This window comes from Marinobacterium sp. NO-S09, assembly GCF_059179545.1.
This window is the reverse complement of record NZ_CP168954.1, coordinates 3674277-3692123: the sequence shown is the minus strand read 5'-3', so window position 1 is coordinate 3692123 and position 17847 is coordinate 3674277. Positions and strand designations below refer to the sequence as shown.

At 58.7% G+C, this 17847-nt stretch carries 12 protein-coding genes; 9 read left to right on the top strand and 3 right to left on the bottom strand.

Features of this window, described 5'->3' with window-relative positions; genetic code table 11:
* Nucleotides 1-5 precede the first annotated feature (5 nt).
* The 6 genes from O3C79_RS17010 (at nt 6) to O3C79_RS16985 (ending at nt 7048) form a co-directional block, all read left to right on the top strand.
* Nucleotides 6-1172: a hydroxymethylglutaryl-CoA synthase gene (locus O3C79_RS17010; protein WP_076460997.1), complete on the top strand. Its 1167-nt coding sequence runs from the start codon at nt 6-8 to the stop codon at nt 1170-1172.
* Nucleotides 1172-2179, top strand: coding sequence for a mevalonate kinase family protein (locus O3C79_RS17005; RefSeq protein ID WP_494384066.1), 1008 nt, complete (start codon nt 1172-1174; stop codon nt 2177-2179). The genes O3C79_RS17010 and O3C79_RS17005 overlap by 1 nt, the downstream gene beginning before the upstream one ends.
* Nucleotides 2157-3098 carry a mevalonate kinase gene (mvk, locus tag O3C79_RS17000; RefSeq protein ID WP_494384065.1) on the top strand — a complete coding sequence of 314 codons (942 nt, stop codon included), beginning with the start codon at nt 2157-2159 and terminating at the stop codon, nt 3096-3098. Before O3C79_RS17005 ends, mvk begins: the two co-directional genes overlap by 23 nt.
* Complete coding sequence (gene mvaD / locus O3C79_RS16995; protein ID WP_494384064.1) at nt 3085-4077, top strand: diphosphomevalonate decarboxylase; 993 nt, start codon at nt 3085-3087, stop codon at nt 4075-4077. The genes mvk and mvaD overlap by 14 nt, the downstream gene beginning before the upstream one ends.
* The gene (locus O3C79_RS16990; protein ID WP_494384063.1) at nt 4077-6446 is read left to right on the top strand and encodes a DNA polymerase II; all 2370 of its coding nucleotides are present in this window, start codon (nt 4077-4079) and stop codon (nt 6444-6446) included. The genes mvaD and O3C79_RS16990 overlap by 1 nt, the downstream gene beginning before the upstream one ends.
* Nucleotides 6447-6517: 71 nt before the next feature.
* The gene (locus O3C79_RS16985) at nt 6518-7048 is read left to right on the top strand and encodes a retropepsin-like aspartic protease family protein (RefSeq protein ID WP_494384062.1); all 531 of its coding nucleotides are present in this window, start codon (nt 6518-6520) and stop codon (nt 7046-7048) included.
* 50 nt (nt 7049-7098) lie between these two features.
* On the opposite strand, the gene O3C79_RS16980 is transcribed toward O3C79_RS16985, so the two are convergent.
* Together O3C79_RS16980 and O3C79_RS16975 are read right to left on the bottom strand one after the other, a co-directional pair.
* Complete coding sequence (locus tag O3C79_RS16980) at nt 7099-7305, bottom strand: hypothetical protein (protein WP_010324589.1); 207 nt, start codon at nt 7303-7305, stop codon at nt 7099-7101.
* Between the two features lie 84 nt (nt 7306-7389).
* Nucleotides 7390-12189, bottom strand: coding sequence for an NAD-glutamate dehydrogenase (locus O3C79_RS16975; protein ID WP_494384061.1), 4800 nt, complete (start codon nt 12187-12189; stop codon nt 7390-7392).
* Between the two features lie 400 nt (nt 12190-12589).
* Here O3C79_RS16975 and nhaC point away from each other — a divergent pair, with 400 nt between their 5' ends.
* Together nhaC and O3C79_RS16965 are read left to right on the top strand one after the other, a co-directional pair.
* Nucleotides 12590-14035: a Na+/H+ antiporter NhaC gene (gene nhaC, locus O3C79_RS16970; protein WP_494384060.1), complete on the top strand. Its 1446-nt coding sequence runs from the start codon at nt 12590-12592 to the stop codon at nt 14033-14035.
* Nucleotides 14036-14123: 88 nt separating this feature from the next.
* Nucleotides 14124-15194 (top strand): alanine/ornithine racemase family PLP-dependent enzyme, encoded by a 1071-nt coding sequence (locus tag O3C79_RS16965; RefSeq protein ID WP_494384059.1) that lies wholly within the window; start codon nt 14124-14126, stop codon nt 15192-15194.
* Here O3C79_RS16965 and O3C79_RS16960 read toward each other — a convergent pair.
* Nucleotides 15191-16240, bottom strand: coding sequence for a GlxA family transcriptional regulator (locus O3C79_RS16960; RefSeq protein WP_494384058.1), 1050 nt, complete (start codon nt 16238-16240; stop codon nt 15191-15193). The two genes, O3C79_RS16965 and O3C79_RS16960, sit on opposite strands and share 4 nt — an antisense overlap.
* Before the next feature lie 286 nt (nt 16241-16526).
* On the opposite strand from O3C79_RS16960, the gene O3C79_RS16955 reads away from it, so the two are divergent.
* Nucleotides 16527-17753: an aspartate aminotransferase family protein gene (locus O3C79_RS16955; protein ID WP_494384057.1), complete on the top strand. Its 1227-nt coding sequence runs from the start codon at nt 16527-16529 to the stop codon at nt 17751-17753.
* The last annotated feature ends 94 nt before the right edge of the window (nt 17754-17847 follow it).

Genomic DNA, 17847 nt, shown 5'->3' with positions numbered 1-17847 from the left:
CACCTATGTCCGTTGGTATTGACGAAATCAGCTTTTACACCTCCAACTATTTTCTCGACCTGAAAACGCTGGCACAGGTTCAGGGGACGGACCCCGACAAGTACTACACCGGCATCGGGCAAGAGAAAATGGGCATGGCGGCACCGGATGAAGATGTGGTGACCATGGCTGCCAACGCGGCCCTGCCGCTGGTAGAAGGGAACGGCCGTGACCAGGTCAGCACTCTGATGTTCGCGACCGAAACCGGTATCGACCAGTCCAAGGCGGCCGGCATCTATGTGCATCGCCTGCTCGGACTGCGTGACAACTGCCGTGTGGTCGAGATGAAGCAGGCCTGTTACAGCGCCACCGCTGCCTTGCAGATGGCCTGTGCGCTGGTTGCCCGCAAGCCTGACAGCAAAGTTCTGGTGATCGCCTCCGATATTGCCCGCTACGATCTGGATACCCCCGGGGAAGCAACTCAGGGGTGTGGTGCCGTGGCGATGATGATCAGCGCCAACCCGCGCCTGGTCAGCATTGATCCGGAAGTGGGCAATTACACCGAAGACGTGATGGACTTCTGGCGTCCCAACTACCGTTCTACGGCACTGGTCGATGGCAAGTATTCCACCAAGATCTATCTCAAGGCGCTGAAAAAAGCCTGGGATCACTTCCGTGAAGTGAGCCCGCTGGATTTCAGCGACTTCTCGCATTTCTGCTACCACCTGCCGTTCAGCCGTATGGCGCAGAAAGCTCATCAGCAGCTGGTGCGTCATACCAAGGCAGGTTTGAGTGCAGAGGAGCAGGAACGCCAGATCAACAAGACGTTGATGTACAACCGTACCATTGGTAACAGCTACACGGCGTCCATGTATATCGGCCTGACTTCGTTGCTGGAAAATACCGACGCCGACCTGTCCGGCAAGCGTATTGGTTTCTTCAGCTATGGTTCCGGCTGTGTGGGCGAGTTCTTCTCCGGCACGGTTGTACCGGGCTATCGTGATGCACTGCATCTGCAGCGTCACCGTGACATGCTGGCGGCGCGTCAGGAGATCAGTCACGACGAATACCTGCAGCTGTACCGTAATCAGATACCGGACGATGGCGGCGAACACCGCTTTGACGAAGGCACAACAGGCCACTTCCGTCTGGCCGGTATCAGCCATCACAAACGCGAATACGTGCCACGCTGATGCCCACCGCCTGCGCGCCGGGGAAAATCATCCTCAGCGGTGAACATGCGGTGGTCTACGGTTCACCGGCGCTGGCCTTGGCGGTGGACCGTCACATGCGGATCCACTACCGCCCCGACCGTCTGCCGCGCCTGAGCTGGCACACCCAGGAACGCACCCATGTGCTGGGCCTGGATAAACTTGCCAGCCTGCGCCGCCGTCTCGACAATCACTTTGAACGCTACCTGCGTGGCGAATTGCCCATTACCCGTATCCTGCAGAAACCCGCTGAACTGGCATTTTACGCGGTGGATATGGCGCGCGTGCTGTCTGGTCTGGACGTGCGCCCCCAGGGCAGTCTGAGTATCGATTCCGATATTCCCATCGGTGCCGGCATGGGCTCCTCGGCAGCCCTGATTGCCGCTTTGCTGAAGCTGTTTGGCCACTTTGATGACCGAGACGAGCTGATTCGTCAGGTACGCCATTGTGAGCGCCTGCAACATGGCCGTGGCAGTATTATTGATGCGGCTGCAGTCTGTTCCGGTGGTGCGGTGCGGGTGCAGGGCGAGCAGGTCGAATCTCTGGCCTTGCCGGAACAGGGACTGGGGGACGGCTTTTACTGGCTGTTTACCGGTACCCCCGCGTCCAGCACAGGTGCTTGTGTGGATCAGGTACGCCGCAACTTTACGGACTCGCCAATCTGGGGTGAGTTCCGTGACGTCACTGAAGCCTTTGAGTCTGCGTTGATGCAGGGTGAAAGCCTGCTGGAGCCAATCCGTGCTAACCACCGTTTGCTGACTCGTATCGGGGTGGTGCCGGCGCCTTTGCAGCGCCTGGCCGAGCAGGTGGAACAGGCGGGTGGCGCAGCCAAGGTCTGTGGTGCTGGCGCTGTATCCGGTGACCAGGGTGGATTGATGCTGTTGCTGCTGCCGTCCGGCATGACACCGGCCCAGTTGTCGCTGCAGCCGGACTGGCACTGGGGTGTTTTGAAAGAGGATAAACAAGGTGTCCGCATACTCGAGGATTGAGGTAAGTGCGCCCGGCAGCCTGATGTTGATGGGCGAGCATGCCGTGTTGTTTGGTGAGTTGGCACTGGCCTGTGCCGTAGATGCACGTTTGAGCGTCAGCCTCACCCCGCGCCCTGATCGTCTGGTCAAGATTGACAGTGAGCTGGGGCAGTACACGGGCTCACTGGACTCGCTTGAGTCCATGTCGGAACTGGCGTTTGTGCTGGCCGTTGTTGAACGCTATGAACCCTTTTTGGCCACAGGCTTTGAGCTGTCTATTCGCTCCGGTTTTTCCCATACCGTTGGCCTGGGCTCGTCCGCGGCGGTCACCGCTGCAACTACCGCTGCGCTGGCAGCCTATGCCGGTCAGAGCACAGCGCCTTCCGATCTGTTTGATACCGCCCTGGCTGCAGTGCACCAGGTGCAGAAAGGGCGTGGCTCCGGTACTGATCTGGCGGCCAGCATCCATGGCGGTGTGATCGCCTACCGTGTACAGCCGCGTGAAATACGTCCGCTGGCTGGCCTGCCTTCCATTTCGCTCTACTATAGTGGTTACAAGATGAAGACCCCGGATGTGTTGCAACTGGTGGAGCAGAAAGCGTCTCGCCAGCCTGCACTCTACGCCGAGTTGTATCGCCTGATGGGGCAAACCTGTCTGGCGGCCGAACGGGCTGTGGATAACTGGGACTGGCAGGCACTGGGTGAACTGATGAATATCTACCAGGGACTGATGGACGCGCTGGGGGTTTGCGATGCGACCCTGGCTGAGATGATCCATCGCCTGCGCGCTGAAGCCGGCGTGCAAGGGGTGAAAATTTCCGGGTCAGGCCTGGGGGATTGTGTACTGGCGCTGGGACAGGTCAATGCGGATCTGCCATGGCAGTCGATTCCGGTTCAGGTAGCGGCAACAGGGGTGGAGATCCGTTATGAAAAAGACTGAGGTGATTGAGCGTCTACTGCCGAAGGTAACGGCGTCTTCGGCCTCTGTGGAGCACTTTGCGCCCAGCAATATCGCCCTGTGCAAATACTGGGGCAAGCGGGATCAGGCACTCAACCTGCCGGTCAATGCGTCCCTGTCCATCTCGCTGGACTATCTGGGCAGTTTTACCCGCGTGGAACCGGTCGAAAATGGCGTCGACGAGGTCTGGCTGAATGGCCACCAGCTGCTGCCGAGCAGTCGCTTCAGCCAGAAAGTCAGCGCCTTTATTGACTTGTTTCGCCGTGATCAGGACCTGCACTTCAAGGTTGATACCCGCAATAATATTCCGACTGCGGCAGGGCTTGCCTCTTCGGCATCGGGCTTTGCCGCCCTGACGCTGGCCATGAATGATGCTCTGGCGCTGGATCTGCCACCGGAGCACCTTTCCGTTATGGCACGTATGGGCAGCGGCAGCGCCTGCCGCTCCCTGTTTACCGGCTTTGTCGAGTGGGAGATGGGTGTGCGCGAAGATGGCCTGGACAGTCATGGCGTGCAACTGGAGCAGACCTGGCCCGGCTTCTGTATCGGGCTGGTGGAGATTGACGCCGGTGAAAAAGCAACCGACTCCCGCTCCGGCATGCAGCGTACGGTGGAAACCGCACATCTGTACCAGAGCTGGCCACTGCAGGCGGCAGCGGATTTGAGCAAGCTGCAGCAGGCCATTGCCGAACGTGATTTTGAGCTGCTGGGCCAGACGGCCGAGCAGAATGCCCTGTCCATGCATGCCACCATGATCGCCTCCTGGCCGCCGCTGTTGTACTGGCAGCCGGAATCCGTGGCAGCGATGCAAAAAGTTTGGCAGCTGCGTGCCCAGGGCATGCAGGTCTACTTCACCATGGATGCCGGCCCCAACCTTAAATTGTTGTTCCAGCAACAGGATCGTGCCGAGTTGCTGCAGCATTTCCCTACCCTGGAAACCGTCGAGCCCTTCGGTAACTGATGGCGGCGCTGGTCGGCCTGCCGCTGACACGGCGCCAGCGGGACGTCGATGGCCGTCTGCAACTGAGCTACTGGCTGCGCACGGCAGAAGGGGCCGAGGAAGTATTGATTGACGGCGAGCAGTCGGTGGCTTTCCTCAGGTCCGACGATTGCGCCGCCGCAGAACCCTTGCTTACCGACCTCAACGGGTGCTCTCTGCGCCCACTCTCCCTGCAATCACTGGCTCATGAACCGGTTTCAGGCCTCTACGCCAGTAACCTGGCCGACTGGCATGAGGCATTGGGCCGTCTGCAGCAGGCCGGTATCGGCCTGATGGAAGAAGATATTCGTGCGGTGGATCGATACCTGATCGAGCGGGGCATCTTCGCCGGGGCCCGGGTTGTCCAGAATCAGACTGTGGACGGGGGAGCGTCCTCCTCTTCCTGCGCCAACACCCGGCTGGTGCGAGACGACTTTATCCCCGGTCTGCGCATGTTGTCGCTGGATATCGAAACCACTCTCAGAGCCGACCGCATTCTCTCCATTGCCCTCCAATGTGGTGATCAGGAAGTAGTGCTGTTTAATGGCCAGATAGCGGCTGGCGAGCAGATCCTGCCCTGTGCCGGTGAGCGCGCCCTGTTACAGGCGCTGATGCAGCAGGTGCGGCGCATGGACCCGGATCTGCTGATCGGCTGGAATGTGATCGGTTTTGACCTGAGAGTTCTGGAACAGCGTGCGCGCGCACTGGGGATCAGGCTCTGTCTGGGCCGAGATGATCAACCCTTGCGAGTAGAGCAGTCCCAGACCGGGCGCTGGTTTGCCCGCCTGAACGGACGTCTGGTGCTGGATGGTATCGATACCCTCAAGGGGGCAACCTGGCACTTCGAACGTTATGGACTGGAGTTTGTTGCCCGCGAATTACTCGGGCGTGGCAAGCTTATTCACAACCCCAGTGACCGCGGCGAAGAGATCCAGCGCCTGTATCGGGAAGAGCCCTTGGCACTGGTGCGCTACAACCTGGAAGACTGCCGCCTGGTAACGGATATTTTCCACAAGGCCGAGCTGGTGCCCTACCTGCTGCAGCGGGCACGACTGACCGGGCTGGCGCTGGATAAGGTAGGTGGCTCCTCCCAGGCGTTTGATAACCTCTATCTGCCTCGCCTGCACCGTGCCGGCTATGTGGCCCCGGAGTACGCATCGGGGCAGGGGGATCTGGAGGTGCCGGGTGGTTTTGTCATGGACTCGCGACCGGGGTTATACCGTCATGTGCTGGTACTTGATTTCAAAAGCCTGTACCCCAGCATCATCCGCAGTTTTCAGATCGACCCGCTGGGGCTGGCGCTGGGCACGCGCGGCGACGCGCCCCCCGAGGCGCTGGTACCAGGCTTTCACCACGCCATCTTCGATCGTCGCCATGCGCTCTTGCCCCGTATTATCGAACGACTGTGGCAGGCGCGTGATCAGGCCAAACAGGAAGGCAACTCGGCATTGTCGCAGGCGATCAAGATCCAGATGAACGCCTGCTACGGCGTACTGGGCTCGAAAGTCTGCCGCTTCTTTGATCAACGTTTGTCAGGCTCCATTACCCTGCGTGGCCATCAGATACTGCAGCAGACCGCCGAGCATATCGAAGCGACCTGGGGCCATACCGTGATCTATGGTGATACCGATTCCGTGTTTGTCTGGCTGGGCGATGACTGGCCCGATACCTGCCGGGATACCCATGCCTATGGTGAGCAGCTGGCCCGGGAGCTGAATCGGTGGTGGCGTACTCAGTTGCGAGAGCGCTTTGATCTGGACTCGGCGCTGGAGCTGCAATACGAAGCGCATTACAGCCGTTTTCTGATGCCGCGCATGCGCCACTCCGATAAGGGCAGCAAGAAACGCTATGCCGGACTCAAGCGGGACAGCGACGGGGAACAACTGGTCTTTCGTGGACTGGAATCGGTGCGTACCGACTGGACGCCGCTGGCGCGCCAGTTTCAGCAGGAACTCTATGCGCTGATTTTCCATGATGAGCCCTGGCACACCATGCTCAAGGAGCGGGTAGAAGCTGTCTTTGCCGGTGAGCATGATGCCGAGCTGGTTTATCGTCGTCGCATCCGCCAGCCACTGGATGCCTACACGCGCAATCGACCGCCTCACGTGCGTGCCGCCCAGCAATTGGAAAACCACCGCCGCGAACAGGGCTTGCCGTCATATTTTGCCGTGGGGGACAGCGTGGCCTACCTGATGACGGTCAACGGCCCGGAGCCCGAAGAGCTGTTGCGCTCGCCCATCGATTATCAGCATTATGTGGATAAGCAATTGCTGCCGGTAGCGGATAGTATTCTGCCGTTTCTCGGCGAATCCTTTGCCAAACTGGTGGCGCCACAGATCGATCTGTTTTGATCGTCATCCAACCTCAGGGAGCAAAACCACCCTTTGGGTGGTCTCAGGGATAAAGAGCGCAGGAAACCACTATGGCTGAATATCAGGACCCCGATCAGAATCGCCGCAGCCTCGCCAAAGGCATGCACTACATGACCTGGATCGTGCTGCTGGCACTGCTGGCGGTATTTTTTAGCGACTATATAGCCGATCGCCGTAACCCCAACCGTGATCTCAACATGGCGGCGACCCTGGGTGGGGAAGTGGTGCTGGATCGCAACCGCAGTGGGCACTATGTGGCGCCCGGGCAGATCAATGGCCAGACCGTTACCTTTCTGCTCGATACCGGTGCTACCCGCGTCAGCGTGCCTGAATCGCTGGCCAGCGACCTGGGACTGCAGCGCGGACGCGAGCAGAAAACCATGACCGCCAACGGTGTCATCAGCGTATACGCGACCCAACTCGACAGTGTCCGTCTGGGCGGGATCGAGTTGCGCAATGTACAGGCGAGCATCAACCCCTTTATGCCGGATGATACCGTGCTGCTGGGCATGAGCTTCATGCAGCATCTGGAATTGATGCAGCGTGATGGCCAGCTGACCCTCAGAGTACCGGAAGGCTGAACCCTTAAGCCGGCTCAGCCTTGTTGATAATCCGGGTTACTGCTGCAGACTCACTGTTGCAGAAAGAAAGGCTCTTCGCGGGACTCCAGCCATTCCCGAGCCTGGGCTTCGGTGGTGCCAAAGAACACAACTCGCGGTGTCGTGCTGCGGTGGCCATGCTTGGGCAGGTCGGTACGCAATACCCACCAGCTGGATGCGCTGACCTGTTTCAGGGTGAGCAGATGATCGGCATGAACATGGTTGTTGTAAACGGTCATAACAGGGTCTCGAAATAAATCAGGTTCGTCTTTAATAAGTGAGGGTCGCAACAGACTCTGCTGCGACCCGAGTGTGTTTCAAGTTCAGCTACTGCTGGACAGTGCCTTCAGCTCAGTGGCCGCGACGCTGAACAGCGCAATATCGCCTTCCAGTCCACGGGCTTCCTTGCACAGTTGCTGCCAGCGCTCCAGCAGAACGGCGTTGCGTGTTTGCCAGCTATCCAGAACCGGGCTTTCCGTGTTGTCACTGTTGCTCAACAGTTGCTGGCAGATCGCCAGCGGGCTGCTGGCAAGCAGGTCTTCCAGACCCTCAACTGCCAGTGCCTGCCAATGCGTTTCGGCCGTGTAGGCTCCCAAGGCTGCGGCAAACGCCGGCAGCTCCAGGCGGTGAATCAGGTCAAAATAGAGCTGAGCCGTGCGCCCAAGGCTCTGCTGGCTCTGGTTGGCCACAACCGCGATTCCCAGCAGCTGGTCGCGCAATTCGATCGCCGCCAGCTCGATAGCCGTCTGGGGTTTGATGCCGGCCGCTTGCAGTGCGGCCAGGGTGTCACAGCCTTCCAGGCCCGGCAGCTGGTCACGCAGCTGTGGCAACAGGGCCAGCAGTGCGTTCATGCCGGCACCATAGTCCTGTACCAGCTCGGCGGTACTGCGGCCTGCCGTGTTTTGACGCAGGAACCAGCGCGTGGCGCGGCGCATCAGTTGTACGGTATTGGCACGCATTTGTTGCTGCAGCTCCGGCGCTACCCGGCTGCCCAGTTCCCCAATCTGCTGCCACAGGCTGGATACACTGAGGCTGTCGCGGGCAGAGATCCAGGCACGCACGATGTCGGCCGCATCGGCACCGGTGCTTTGCTGCAGCTCGTCAACAAAGGTGATGCCCATCTGGTTGACCAGGGCGTTTGCCAGCTGGGTGGCCAGAATTTCGCGGCGCAGGCGATGCTGATGCAGTGCCTCGGGGTAGGCAGCACGCAGCTTGGGCGGGAAGGCGGTCAGCAAAGTTGCGCGGATATGCTCATCGTCGATCAATGACGACTCAATCAGGGCTTCCTTCAGGCGTGACTTGCTATAGGAGATCAGCACCGACAGCTCCGGTCGGGTCAGCAGCTCACCCTGAGCCTTGCGGGCATCCAGCTCGGCATCGTCCGGCAGGAATTCCAGCGCACGATCCAGGCGCCCACTCTGCTCCAGTGTATGGATAAGACGGATATAGGCATCCGGGGCCTGGCGGCAGTGATGCTCGGCATGGCTGATCGCCAGCGCCTGATCACGGTTGTTCTGTAGCACCAGCTCGGCAACCTCGTCGGTCATCTCCTTGAGCAACTGGTTACGCTGCTTCAGGGTCAGATCACCCTCGGCAACCACTTCGTTGAGCAGGATCTTGATATTGACCTCGTGGTCGGAGCAATCCACACCGCCGGCGTTATCGATAAAGTCGGTATTGGCGCGGCCACCCTGACGGCAGAACTCGATTCGGCCCAGCTGAGTGGCACCCAGGTTGCCGCCTTCGCCGAAGACGCGGCAACGCAGTTCCTGACCATCCACACGCAGGGGATCACTGGCCTTGTCGCCCGCATCGGCATGGCTCTCATGGCTGGCCTTGATGTAGGTGCCGATACCGCCATTCCAGATCAGGTCCACCGGTGCCTTGAGCAGGGCACGGATCAGCTCGTTGGGAGACAGGCGCTCGGCATCAATCTGCAGGCGTTCACGCAGTTCGGGGCTGATCGGAATCCATTTGGCCGATCGGGAGAAAACGCCGCCGCCGTTGGAAATCAGATCCTTGTTGTAGTCTTCCCAGCTGGAGCGGGGCAGGTTGAACAGGCGCTGACGTTCGGCATAGCTGCTGGCGGCATCCGGGTTCGGGTCCAGGAAGATATGCATATGGTTAAACGCAGCAACCAGACGAATGTGCTCCGACAGCAGCATACCGTTACCGAACACATCGCCGGCCATGTCACCGATACCGATGACGGTAAAGTCTTCGCTCTGGGTATCCAGACCCTGCTCGCTGAAGTGCAGCTTGACCGACTCCCAGGCGCCGCGGGCGGTAATGCCCATGCCCTTGTGGTCGTAACCCTGGGAACCGCCGGAGGCAAAGGCGTCGCCGAGCCAGAAGTTGCGCTCGGCCGCGATGCCGTTGGCAATATCGGAGAAGGTCGCCGTACCCTTGTCGGCCGCGACTACCAGGTAGGGATCGTCGTCATCGTGACGCACCACATCGGCAGGCGGTACCAGCGCACCGGCTTCCAGGTTATCGGTGATATCCAGCAGCGCACTGATGAATATCTTGTAGCAGGCCACACCTTCGGCCTGGATCGCTTCGCGGCTGCCATTGATCGGCAGCTGCTTGGCAACAAAACCGCCCTTGGCACCCAGAGGCACGATGACGGCGTTCTTCACCTGTTGTGCCTTGACCAGGCCAAGTACTTCGGTGCGGTAGTCTTCCAGTCGGTCTGACCAGCGCAGGCCGCCACGGGCAACCTTGCCGCCGCGCAGGTGAACCCCTTCCACACGCGGCGAGTAGACGAAGACTTCAAACGCCGGGCGCGGTTTGGGCATGTTGGCGATGGCAGCGGGGCTTAGCTTGAACGCTATATAGTCCCGCGGCTGACAGCCTTCACCCAGCTGGAAGTAGTTGGTTCTGAGGGTCGCCTGCATCAGCTCCAGGAAACGACGCAGAATCTGGTCATCACTGAGGTTCTCGATCTGTTCCAGCGCATCCAGAATGCTCTGCTGCACACGTTCGCTCACGGCGTTGGAGCGTTCGCTGCCCTGGCGACCGGGCTCGAAACGGGCACGGAAGAAGGCGACCAGCAGACGCGCAAGGTGAGCATGGCGTACCAGCGTGGTGGCCATGTAGCTCTGGCTGAAACCGAAGCGGGTCTGCTGGTTATAGCGGGCATAGGCACGCAGCATGGCCACTTCGCGCCAGCTCAAGCCGGCACTGATCACCAGCTGGTTGAAGGCGTCATTTTCGGCCTTGCCGGCCCAGATGGCGGCAAAGGCATCCTGGAAGATATCGCGAACTTCGTTCAGGTCGATGCTGTCGGCCTGCGGGCAGCTCAGGGTGAAGTCATGGATCCAGTAGGCGCTGCCATCGGCGGCATCCAGGCGGTAGGGGTGTTCACCGAGTACGCGCATGCCCAGGTTTTCCAGCACGGGGATGGCATCGGACAGTACCAGCGGCGTATCGCGCTGGAACAGTTTGAAGCGCAGTTCATCGCGGCTCTGTTCCAGTTGGCGATAGAAGCTCATGCCAATGGTCCGCTCGCTGTTCAGGCTTTCCAGGTGGCCCAGATCAAACACGGCCTTGGCCGGGCTGAAGTGCTGGCGGTAGGCCGGCGGACAGGCCGAGCGGAAGCGGTTGGACAGGCTGTTGCCGCGGGCTTCACCGTACTCGTCGATCAGTGCCTGGTGCAGGTCATCACTCCAGGAGCGGGAGACGGCAACCACATCACGTTCAATGGCAGCAAAATCCAGCGCGTTCAGCGCTTCCGGCTGAATGCGAGCAACAAAATGAACCCGTGCCAGAATGGATTCACTGTAATAGGTGGTGAAGTCGATTTCCCGGGTGTTGAGGGCGTTTGCGAGCATGCCCTGAACCTGCTGACGCAGCTCGGTGTTGAAGCTGTCGCGGGGTACGAAGTAGAGGAAACTGGCGAACTTGCCGCAGGGGTCGCGACGCATCAGCAGTCGAGTGCAGCGACGTTCCTGCAGATCAAACACGCCTCGGGCCAGTTGCATCAGCTCGTCATCGGACGCCAGCATGACCTCGTCACGGGGCAGCTCGTGCAGAATTTGCACCAGCGTTTTGCCGCTGTGGCCCTGTGGATTGAATCCGCTGCTGGCCAGCAGGCGGGACAGCTTGCGGCGCAGCAGCGGGATGCGTTCAAGGCGCTCGCTGTAGACCGGCAGGGTATAGAGGCCATAGAAGCGGTATTCACCGCAGACCTGTCCCTGAGCGTCATAGCGCTTGATCACCACCAGATCCAGATAAGCCGGGCGATGAATACGTGAACGGCGGCTGTAACGGGCCAGTTGCAGCGGAGCATCGTCCTGCATGGCACGACACTCATCTTCGCTCAGGAGGTTGAAGCGGCGGTTGCGCTCCTCTTCCGTTTCCAGACGCAGGGTGCCGAGTTCCTGACCGGCTTCACGCTGGGCAATAAGCTGGCCGTTCTCCTGGCTGAAGTTCAGCTGGTCACAGGCAATAAAGGTGAAGTTGTCGGCCTGTAGCCAGTCCAGATAATCGGCGGCTTCGCGGGCATTATCATCATCGCGCTGGCGCAGCTGCTCAGCTAATTCCGAGGCACGCTGGCGCATGGCGTCATAATCATTGACTGCAGCGGCAACCAGCGTGTGCAGTTCACTGAGGCGCAAGCGCAGCTGGCGCAGGCGCTCGGGATCGGTCTGGCGATCAACTTCCAGATAGATGAAAGACTCGTCGTCGCCGTCGGCTGCCAACTGTTCCAGCTGGTCACCCTGGCGGCAACTGGGGATCACCGTGTTGAAAATGTCATGAATACCGATCTGTTCATGGTTCAGCGCCATACGCACCGAGTCCACCAGGAAGGGCATGTCGGGAAACAACAGCTGGATGATGGTGTGGCTGCTGTGCCAGCCATGTTGTTCAAGGTCCGGATTGAACAGGCGAACCTTGGGAGCGCTGCGGTCATAATGTTGCACAAACTCCCAGCTCGACAGCAGTGGCCCGAGCAATTGTTCAGGGCTTTGCTGGTCCAGCTCCTCCGAGGTGGAAACCTGGAAAAAATACTGGGCGAATTGCTGGATTGATTCGGCTTCAGCAGCAGGGAAAGTGCTGTTGAGGTGTTCGGCCAGCGGAGACAGTGCCTGATGTGTTCCTGTTTTCAGACCGGCGTTCATTGTTTTGCGCGACTCCCGTTATGCAACGCTATAGAAAGCCCCGAACGATTCTGGGCGAAGCTTTACTCTAGGGGAGGCGAAGCTGAAATTATTGTCTAAATACGACGTAATGTTTTGAAAACAACACCCTGATATGGGGATCGGTTCGAACCGAGTTGAGGTATCGGCTTCCTGTTTACCTGAAGCGACTGTTCAGCCGCTTATATTGTTCTGTTTCCGACTTTTCTTTACCGACTGGTAGGCAAGCAAACGGCGCCGATATAGAATTCGCCGCCGTTTTGGTTTCTCGTATGCGACCTGCTTTTTCGCAGTTGCGACAAGCTGCGCCTGTCAAGCTTCTGTAATGCACTGGTATATGCGAATTTTCAGGAAATTATCACAATAAACAGGTTGAACACCCATGATCAAAAACAACCGACCTATGCCATTTTTGTTGGCAATGACGCCGATTGTTCTGATGGTAATCGCGATGCTGATCACCATCGTTGTGCTGGAAGGGGCACCCCATATTCCCTTGGCACTCGGCACAATAGTCGCCGCCCTGGTGGCCGCCAAGCAGGGATTCAGCTGGAGCGACATAGAAGAAAGTATCTATAAGGGTATACGTCTGGCATTGCCCGCCGTAGTCATCATCATTCTGGTGGGGCTTGCGATCGGCTCCTGGATGGGCGGTGGCGTCGTGGCCACCATGATCTACTACGGCCTTCAGTTGATGAGCCCGGAATTCTTCCTGGTGTCCATCTCGCTGATGTGTGCCGTGGTCTCCATCGCCATCGGCAGCTCCTGGTCGACCATGGGTACCATCGGTATTGCCGGCATGGGCATAGGCATCAGCATGGGCATTCCTGCGCCCATGGTAGCCGGTGCGGTTATCACCGGTGCCTACTTTGGTGACAAGATGTCGCCGCTGTCCGATACCACCAACCTGGCCTCAGGCCTGACCGGTACCGACCTCTTTGTCCACATCAAGCACATGCTGTTTACCACTATTCCTGGCCTGCTGATTGCGCTGGCCGTGTACTGGTACATCAGCACCGGTTTTGTATCCGGTGATGCCGAGTTGGCGCGTATCAATACGACGCTGACCGTGTTGAATGAAAGCTTCTTCATTTCGCCCTGGCTGCTGCTGGTGCCGTTGACTGTAATTGCGCTGGTAGCCAAGAAAGTCCCGGCTCTGCCTGCGCTGGTTGTGGGTGTGGTTCTGGGCTTCCTGTGTCAGATCTTTGTGCAGGGCGACGATGTGGCAACGGCCATGAGTGCGCTGCAGAACGGCTACGTGATCGAGTCCGGTAACGAAGTGATCGACTCCCTGTTCAATCGTGGCGGTATCGACTCCATGATGTACACGGTTTCCATGACCATCGTGGCGATGACCTTCGGTGGTGTGCTGGAAAACACAGGCATGCTGCAGGCGATCGTCGACAAGATGAAAGGTCTGACCAAGTCCGCCCGTGCGCTGGTACCAACAACCATCGGTTCCTGCTTCCTGACCAATGCAACCTGCTCCGAGCAGTACATCTCTGTGGTGGTGCCGGCGCGCATGTTCTCCAAGGTCTACCACGAGCGTGGTCTGCACTCCAAGAACCTGTCCCGGGCGCTGGAAGACGGCGGTACTCTGACCTCCGTATTCATCCCCTGGAACACCTGTGGTGTCTTCATTCTGGCCACGCTGGGTGTGGGGGCACTTGAATATGCGCCTTATGCGATCCTGAACTTCGTGGTGCCGATTATCTCGATCATCTATGCCATCACCGGTTTCTCGATTGTAAAGCTGAAGCCTGGTGAGGAAGCAGAAGCCTTCCAAGTTGACGAAGACCAGGAGCTCAAGCCCCAGTCTCCATTCTGATTTCGTGCTGAAGCCTTAAGCCCGCACCTGGCTTGCACCGGGAGCGGGCTTTTTTTTCCCTGTTTTTAACCTTTTCTGGAATTGGATTGTGGCCAAATACCCCCGATTGCTTTGGAGCGAGGAGAAGCTCCGAGACAACATACGGTTTATGAACCGCCTGTTTGCCGCCGCTGCGTTTCCGATCAACTGGACCGCTGTCAGCAAGGCTGTGTGTGCGCATGAGGAAATCGTGCAGACACTGCTTGAAGAGGGTGTGAGTGAAATTGCTGACTCCCGCCTGGATAACCTGAAGCGGATCAAATCACTTGCTCCCGAGGGTAGAACCTTGCTGTTGCGACTCCCGGGGCTGCATGAGGTGGACGATGTGGTTCGCTATGCCGATACCAGTCTGGTATCCGAGCAGATCACTATTGCCGCTCTGGCAAAGGCTGCTCGAGCGACCGGCGTGCGTCATCGCATTATTCTGATGGTGGAATTGGGTGACCTGCGTGAAGGGCTGTTGCCGGATCAGGTGCTAGCACTGGGCCGCTTTATTCTGCAGCAGGACAGCATCGACTGGTGCGGGATCGGCACCAACCTGACCTGCTACGGCGGTATCTTGCCCACACGGGAAAAGATGGAACAACTGCTCGCTGTCAAACACAGCATCGCCCGTGAGTTGGGCCATGATGTGGAGGTGGTGTCCGGTGGTAATTCCAGTTCACTGCCGCTGTTACTCAGAGATGAAATGCCGCAGGGGATCAGTCATCTGCGCTTGGGTGAGTCCCTGCTGCTGGGGCGTGAGACGGCCAAAGGCAAGCTGATCGAGGGTTTGCATGGCGATATCTTTACGCTGGAGGCGGAAGTCATTGAAGTGCAAGTGAAAAGCTCGGTTCCGGATGGCGAGCGCGGTATGGATGCCTTTGGCAATACGCCTGAATTCGAGGATGTGGGCGAACATACCCGTGCCATTTTGGCGATTGGCAAACAGGATGTACCTATCGATGAACTGGTGCCGGTGGATGAAGGTATTCGTGTGCTGGGAGGCAGCAGTGATCACATGATTCTGGATGTGGGCTCGCGTGCGGTCAAAATCGGCGATGTCATCGCGTTCAGGGTTAATTATCCGGTGTTGTTGCAGGCGATGACATCGCCCTATGTGGCCCGCGTCCGAGCTTAGTGCTGTCCGTCGGTACTGTCACCGGTCGGCATGAGGATTGAGTGGCTCAGGCCGCTGCCGGCGGGCAGCGGCTGTTTCTGCTCGGCCAGCCGCTTGCGCTCTTCCCGTGGGGTCAGGCCAAAGTGGTTGCGGTAGGCGGTGCTAAAATAGGATGCACTGGTGAAGCCGCAATCGAGCCCAACCTGCAAAATCGGTTTGTCACTGCGGCGCAGCAGCTGACGGGCCTTTTCCAGACGGGTCTCCAGGTAATACTTGGAGGGCATGGTATTGAGGTGGCGCTTGAACAGCCGTTCCAGGTGGCGACGCGAGATCCCCACGTGATGCGCCAGGTCGTCTGTACTCAAGGGCTCTTCGATATTGGCTTCAATCAGCTGGACCGCTTCTACCAGCTTGGGCTGGCTGATGCCCAGTCGGGTGCGCAGTGGCACGCGCTGGGGGTCTTCGCTGGAGCGAATACGCTCATGTACAAACTGTTCGGAGATGGAGGCTGCAAATTCCATACCGTGATACTGACCGATCAGCGACAGCATCATGTCCATGGCGGCGGTGCCGCCACTGCAGGTATAGCGCTTGTTATCCAGCTCAAACAGGTTGTTGGTCATCCGTGTATGTGGAAATTCCTCGCGCAGACTGTCCAAGTCCCACCAGTGGATGGTGGCGCGGCAATCGTTGAGCAGTCCGGCACAGGCCAGCAGGTAGGAGCCTGTTCCTATGCCGCCCAGTGCCATGCGACCACCGCGCAGGCGTCGTAGCCAGGCAATGATCTCGTCGTTGCCGGTGCGGGCGATGGGGCTGGCGCCACAGACAAACAGCGTATCCAGTGAGGGTATCTGCTCAGTGCTGTATTCCACCTGGGTGAGCACACCGGCACTGCTGGGGACGGCGGCGCCATCCTGACTGATCAGAAAGGTTTCGTAGTGGGTTTGTCCGGACACCCAGTTGGCCATGCGCAGGGGCTCGATTGCGGATGAAAACGCAATCAAGGAAAAGTTGGGCATTAGCAAAAACCCGATGCGAACGGGAGTGCTGGTCTGTGGCTCGGACAAAACGCTTATCGCTCGGTTGATCGTGAAATCGGCTTTAGTGGGACATGATGGTGGCGAAGGATAATCGCTTTGCCGGACTTTGTTCAGTCCCGCTTGCGCTAATGTCACTATAGCTCAACTAAAGGTCGCGCTATATAAATTTGCCGGCTGTTCACTGGCGCTGCTTTTCCTGATAATGGTTATCGGATTCCGACAAGGCCAGGCACGAGTGTCTCAGGCCAGGCTCGGAGAGTTAGAGCCAGTTCGCTTGACCGGTTCGAGCGATTACAAGAGGTAAGGCAGCAACATGAGCACTACACAGGTTACCCGTGCGCTTTTCGATGAGGTTATGGTACCCAACTACAACCCCCAGCAGATGGTGCCGGTCCGCGGTGAAGGCAGTCGTGTCTGGGATCAGGACGACAACGAATACATCGACCTGACCAGCGGTATCGCGGTAACCAGTCTGGGCCACTGCCATCCGGCGCTGGTCAAGGTGCTCAAGGAGCAGGCGGATAAGGTCTGGCACCTGAGCAACGTCTACACCAACGAACCCGCGCTGGCACTGGCGCAGGATCTGACACGTGAAACCTTCGCCGACAAGGTGTTCTTCTGTAACTCCGGCGCTGAAGCCAACGAAGCGGCGTTCAAACTGGCGCGCAAGTATGCCAGCGATCACTTCAGTGAAGAGAAGAACGAAATCATCTCCTTCGTGCAGTCCTTCCACGGCCGTACTCTGTTCACCGTCACTGTTGGTGGCCAGCCCAAGTACTGTCAGGGCTTCAAGCCGGTACCGGGTGGTATTCACCACGCGCCGTTCAACGATCTGGAGGCGCTGAAAGAGCTGGTATCCGACAACACCTGTGCCATTGTTATGGAACCGGTGCAGGGCGAAGGCGGCATCATTCCGGCCGACCCTGAATTCGTGCGTGGCGTGCGTGAATTGTGCGACCAGTTCAATGCGCTGCTGATCTTTGATGAAGTTCAGACCGGTATGGGCCGCACCGGCAGCCTGTACGCGTATATGGATACCGATGTAACACCGGACATCCTGACCTCGGCCAAAGGCCTGGGCGGCGGCTTCCCGGTCGGTGCCATGCTGACCACTGACAAGGTGGCACCAAGCTTCAACGTTGGCACCCACGGCACTACTTACGGCGGCAACCCGCTGGCGTGCGCCGTTGCCGGTGAAGTACTGCGTCAGATCAATCGTCCGGAAGTGCTGGAGGGTGTGGTACAGAAAAACGCACTGTTCAACGCCGAGCTGGAAGCGATCAATGCCAGGCACCACATCTTCAAGGAAGTGCGTGGAAAGGGCCTGTTGATCGGTGCCGAACTGGTTGATGAATGGCAGGGCAAGGCGGGCCAGTTCCTGGCGGCAGCTCGTGAGCAGGGGCTGATGATTCTGATGGCGGGTCCGAACGTACTGCGTTTTGCACCGTCCCTGATCATTCCGGATGAAGATATCCGTGAAGGCATGGCCAAGCTGGAGCAGGCTATTGCGCAGCTGCTGAGCGCGGCTGACGCCGGCTGATAAGGCTGTTTTTCAACCGGTTTTCCGGTGTGTGCGGCCCCTTAAGCTAAAAAAGGGGTCGCATTTTCAACAGACCTGCTTGCGCTGACGCGAC

Coding starts and splice junctions, on each gene's coding strand:
- O3C79_RS17010 (WP_076460997.1), top strand. CDS start 6: ATGTCCGTTGGTATTGACGAAATCAGCTTTTACACCTCCAACTATTTT.
- O3C79_RS17005 (WP_494384066.1), top strand. CDS start 1,172: ATGCCCACCGCCTGCGCGCCGGGGAAAATCATCCTCAGCGGTGAACAT.
- mvaD (WP_494384064.1), top strand. CDS start 3,085: ATGAAAAAGACTGAGGTGATTGAGCGTCTACTGCCGAAGGTAACGGCG.
- O3C79_RS16990 (WP_494384063.1), top strand. CDS start 4,077: ATGGCGGCGCTGGTCGGCCTGCCGCTGACACGGCGCCAGCGGGACGTC.
- O3C79_RS16985 (WP_494384062.1), top strand. CDS start 6,518: ATGGCTGAATATCAGGACCCCGATCAGAATCGCCGCAGCCTCGCCAAA.
- O3C79_RS16980 (WP_010324589.1), bottom strand. CDS start 7,305: ATGACCGTTTACAACAACCATGTTCATGCCGATCATCTGCTCACCCTG.
- O3C79_RS16975 (WP_494384061.1), bottom strand. CDS start 12,189: ATGAACGCCGGTCTGAAAACAGGAACACATCAGGCACTGTCTCCGCTG.
- nhaC (WP_494384060.1), top strand. CDS start 12,590: ATGATCAAAAACAACCGACCTATGCCATTTTTGTTGGCAATGACGCCG.
- O3C79_RS16955 (WP_494384057.1), top strand. CDS start 16,527: ATGAGCACTACACAGGTTACCCGTGCGCTTTTCGATGAGGTTATGGTA.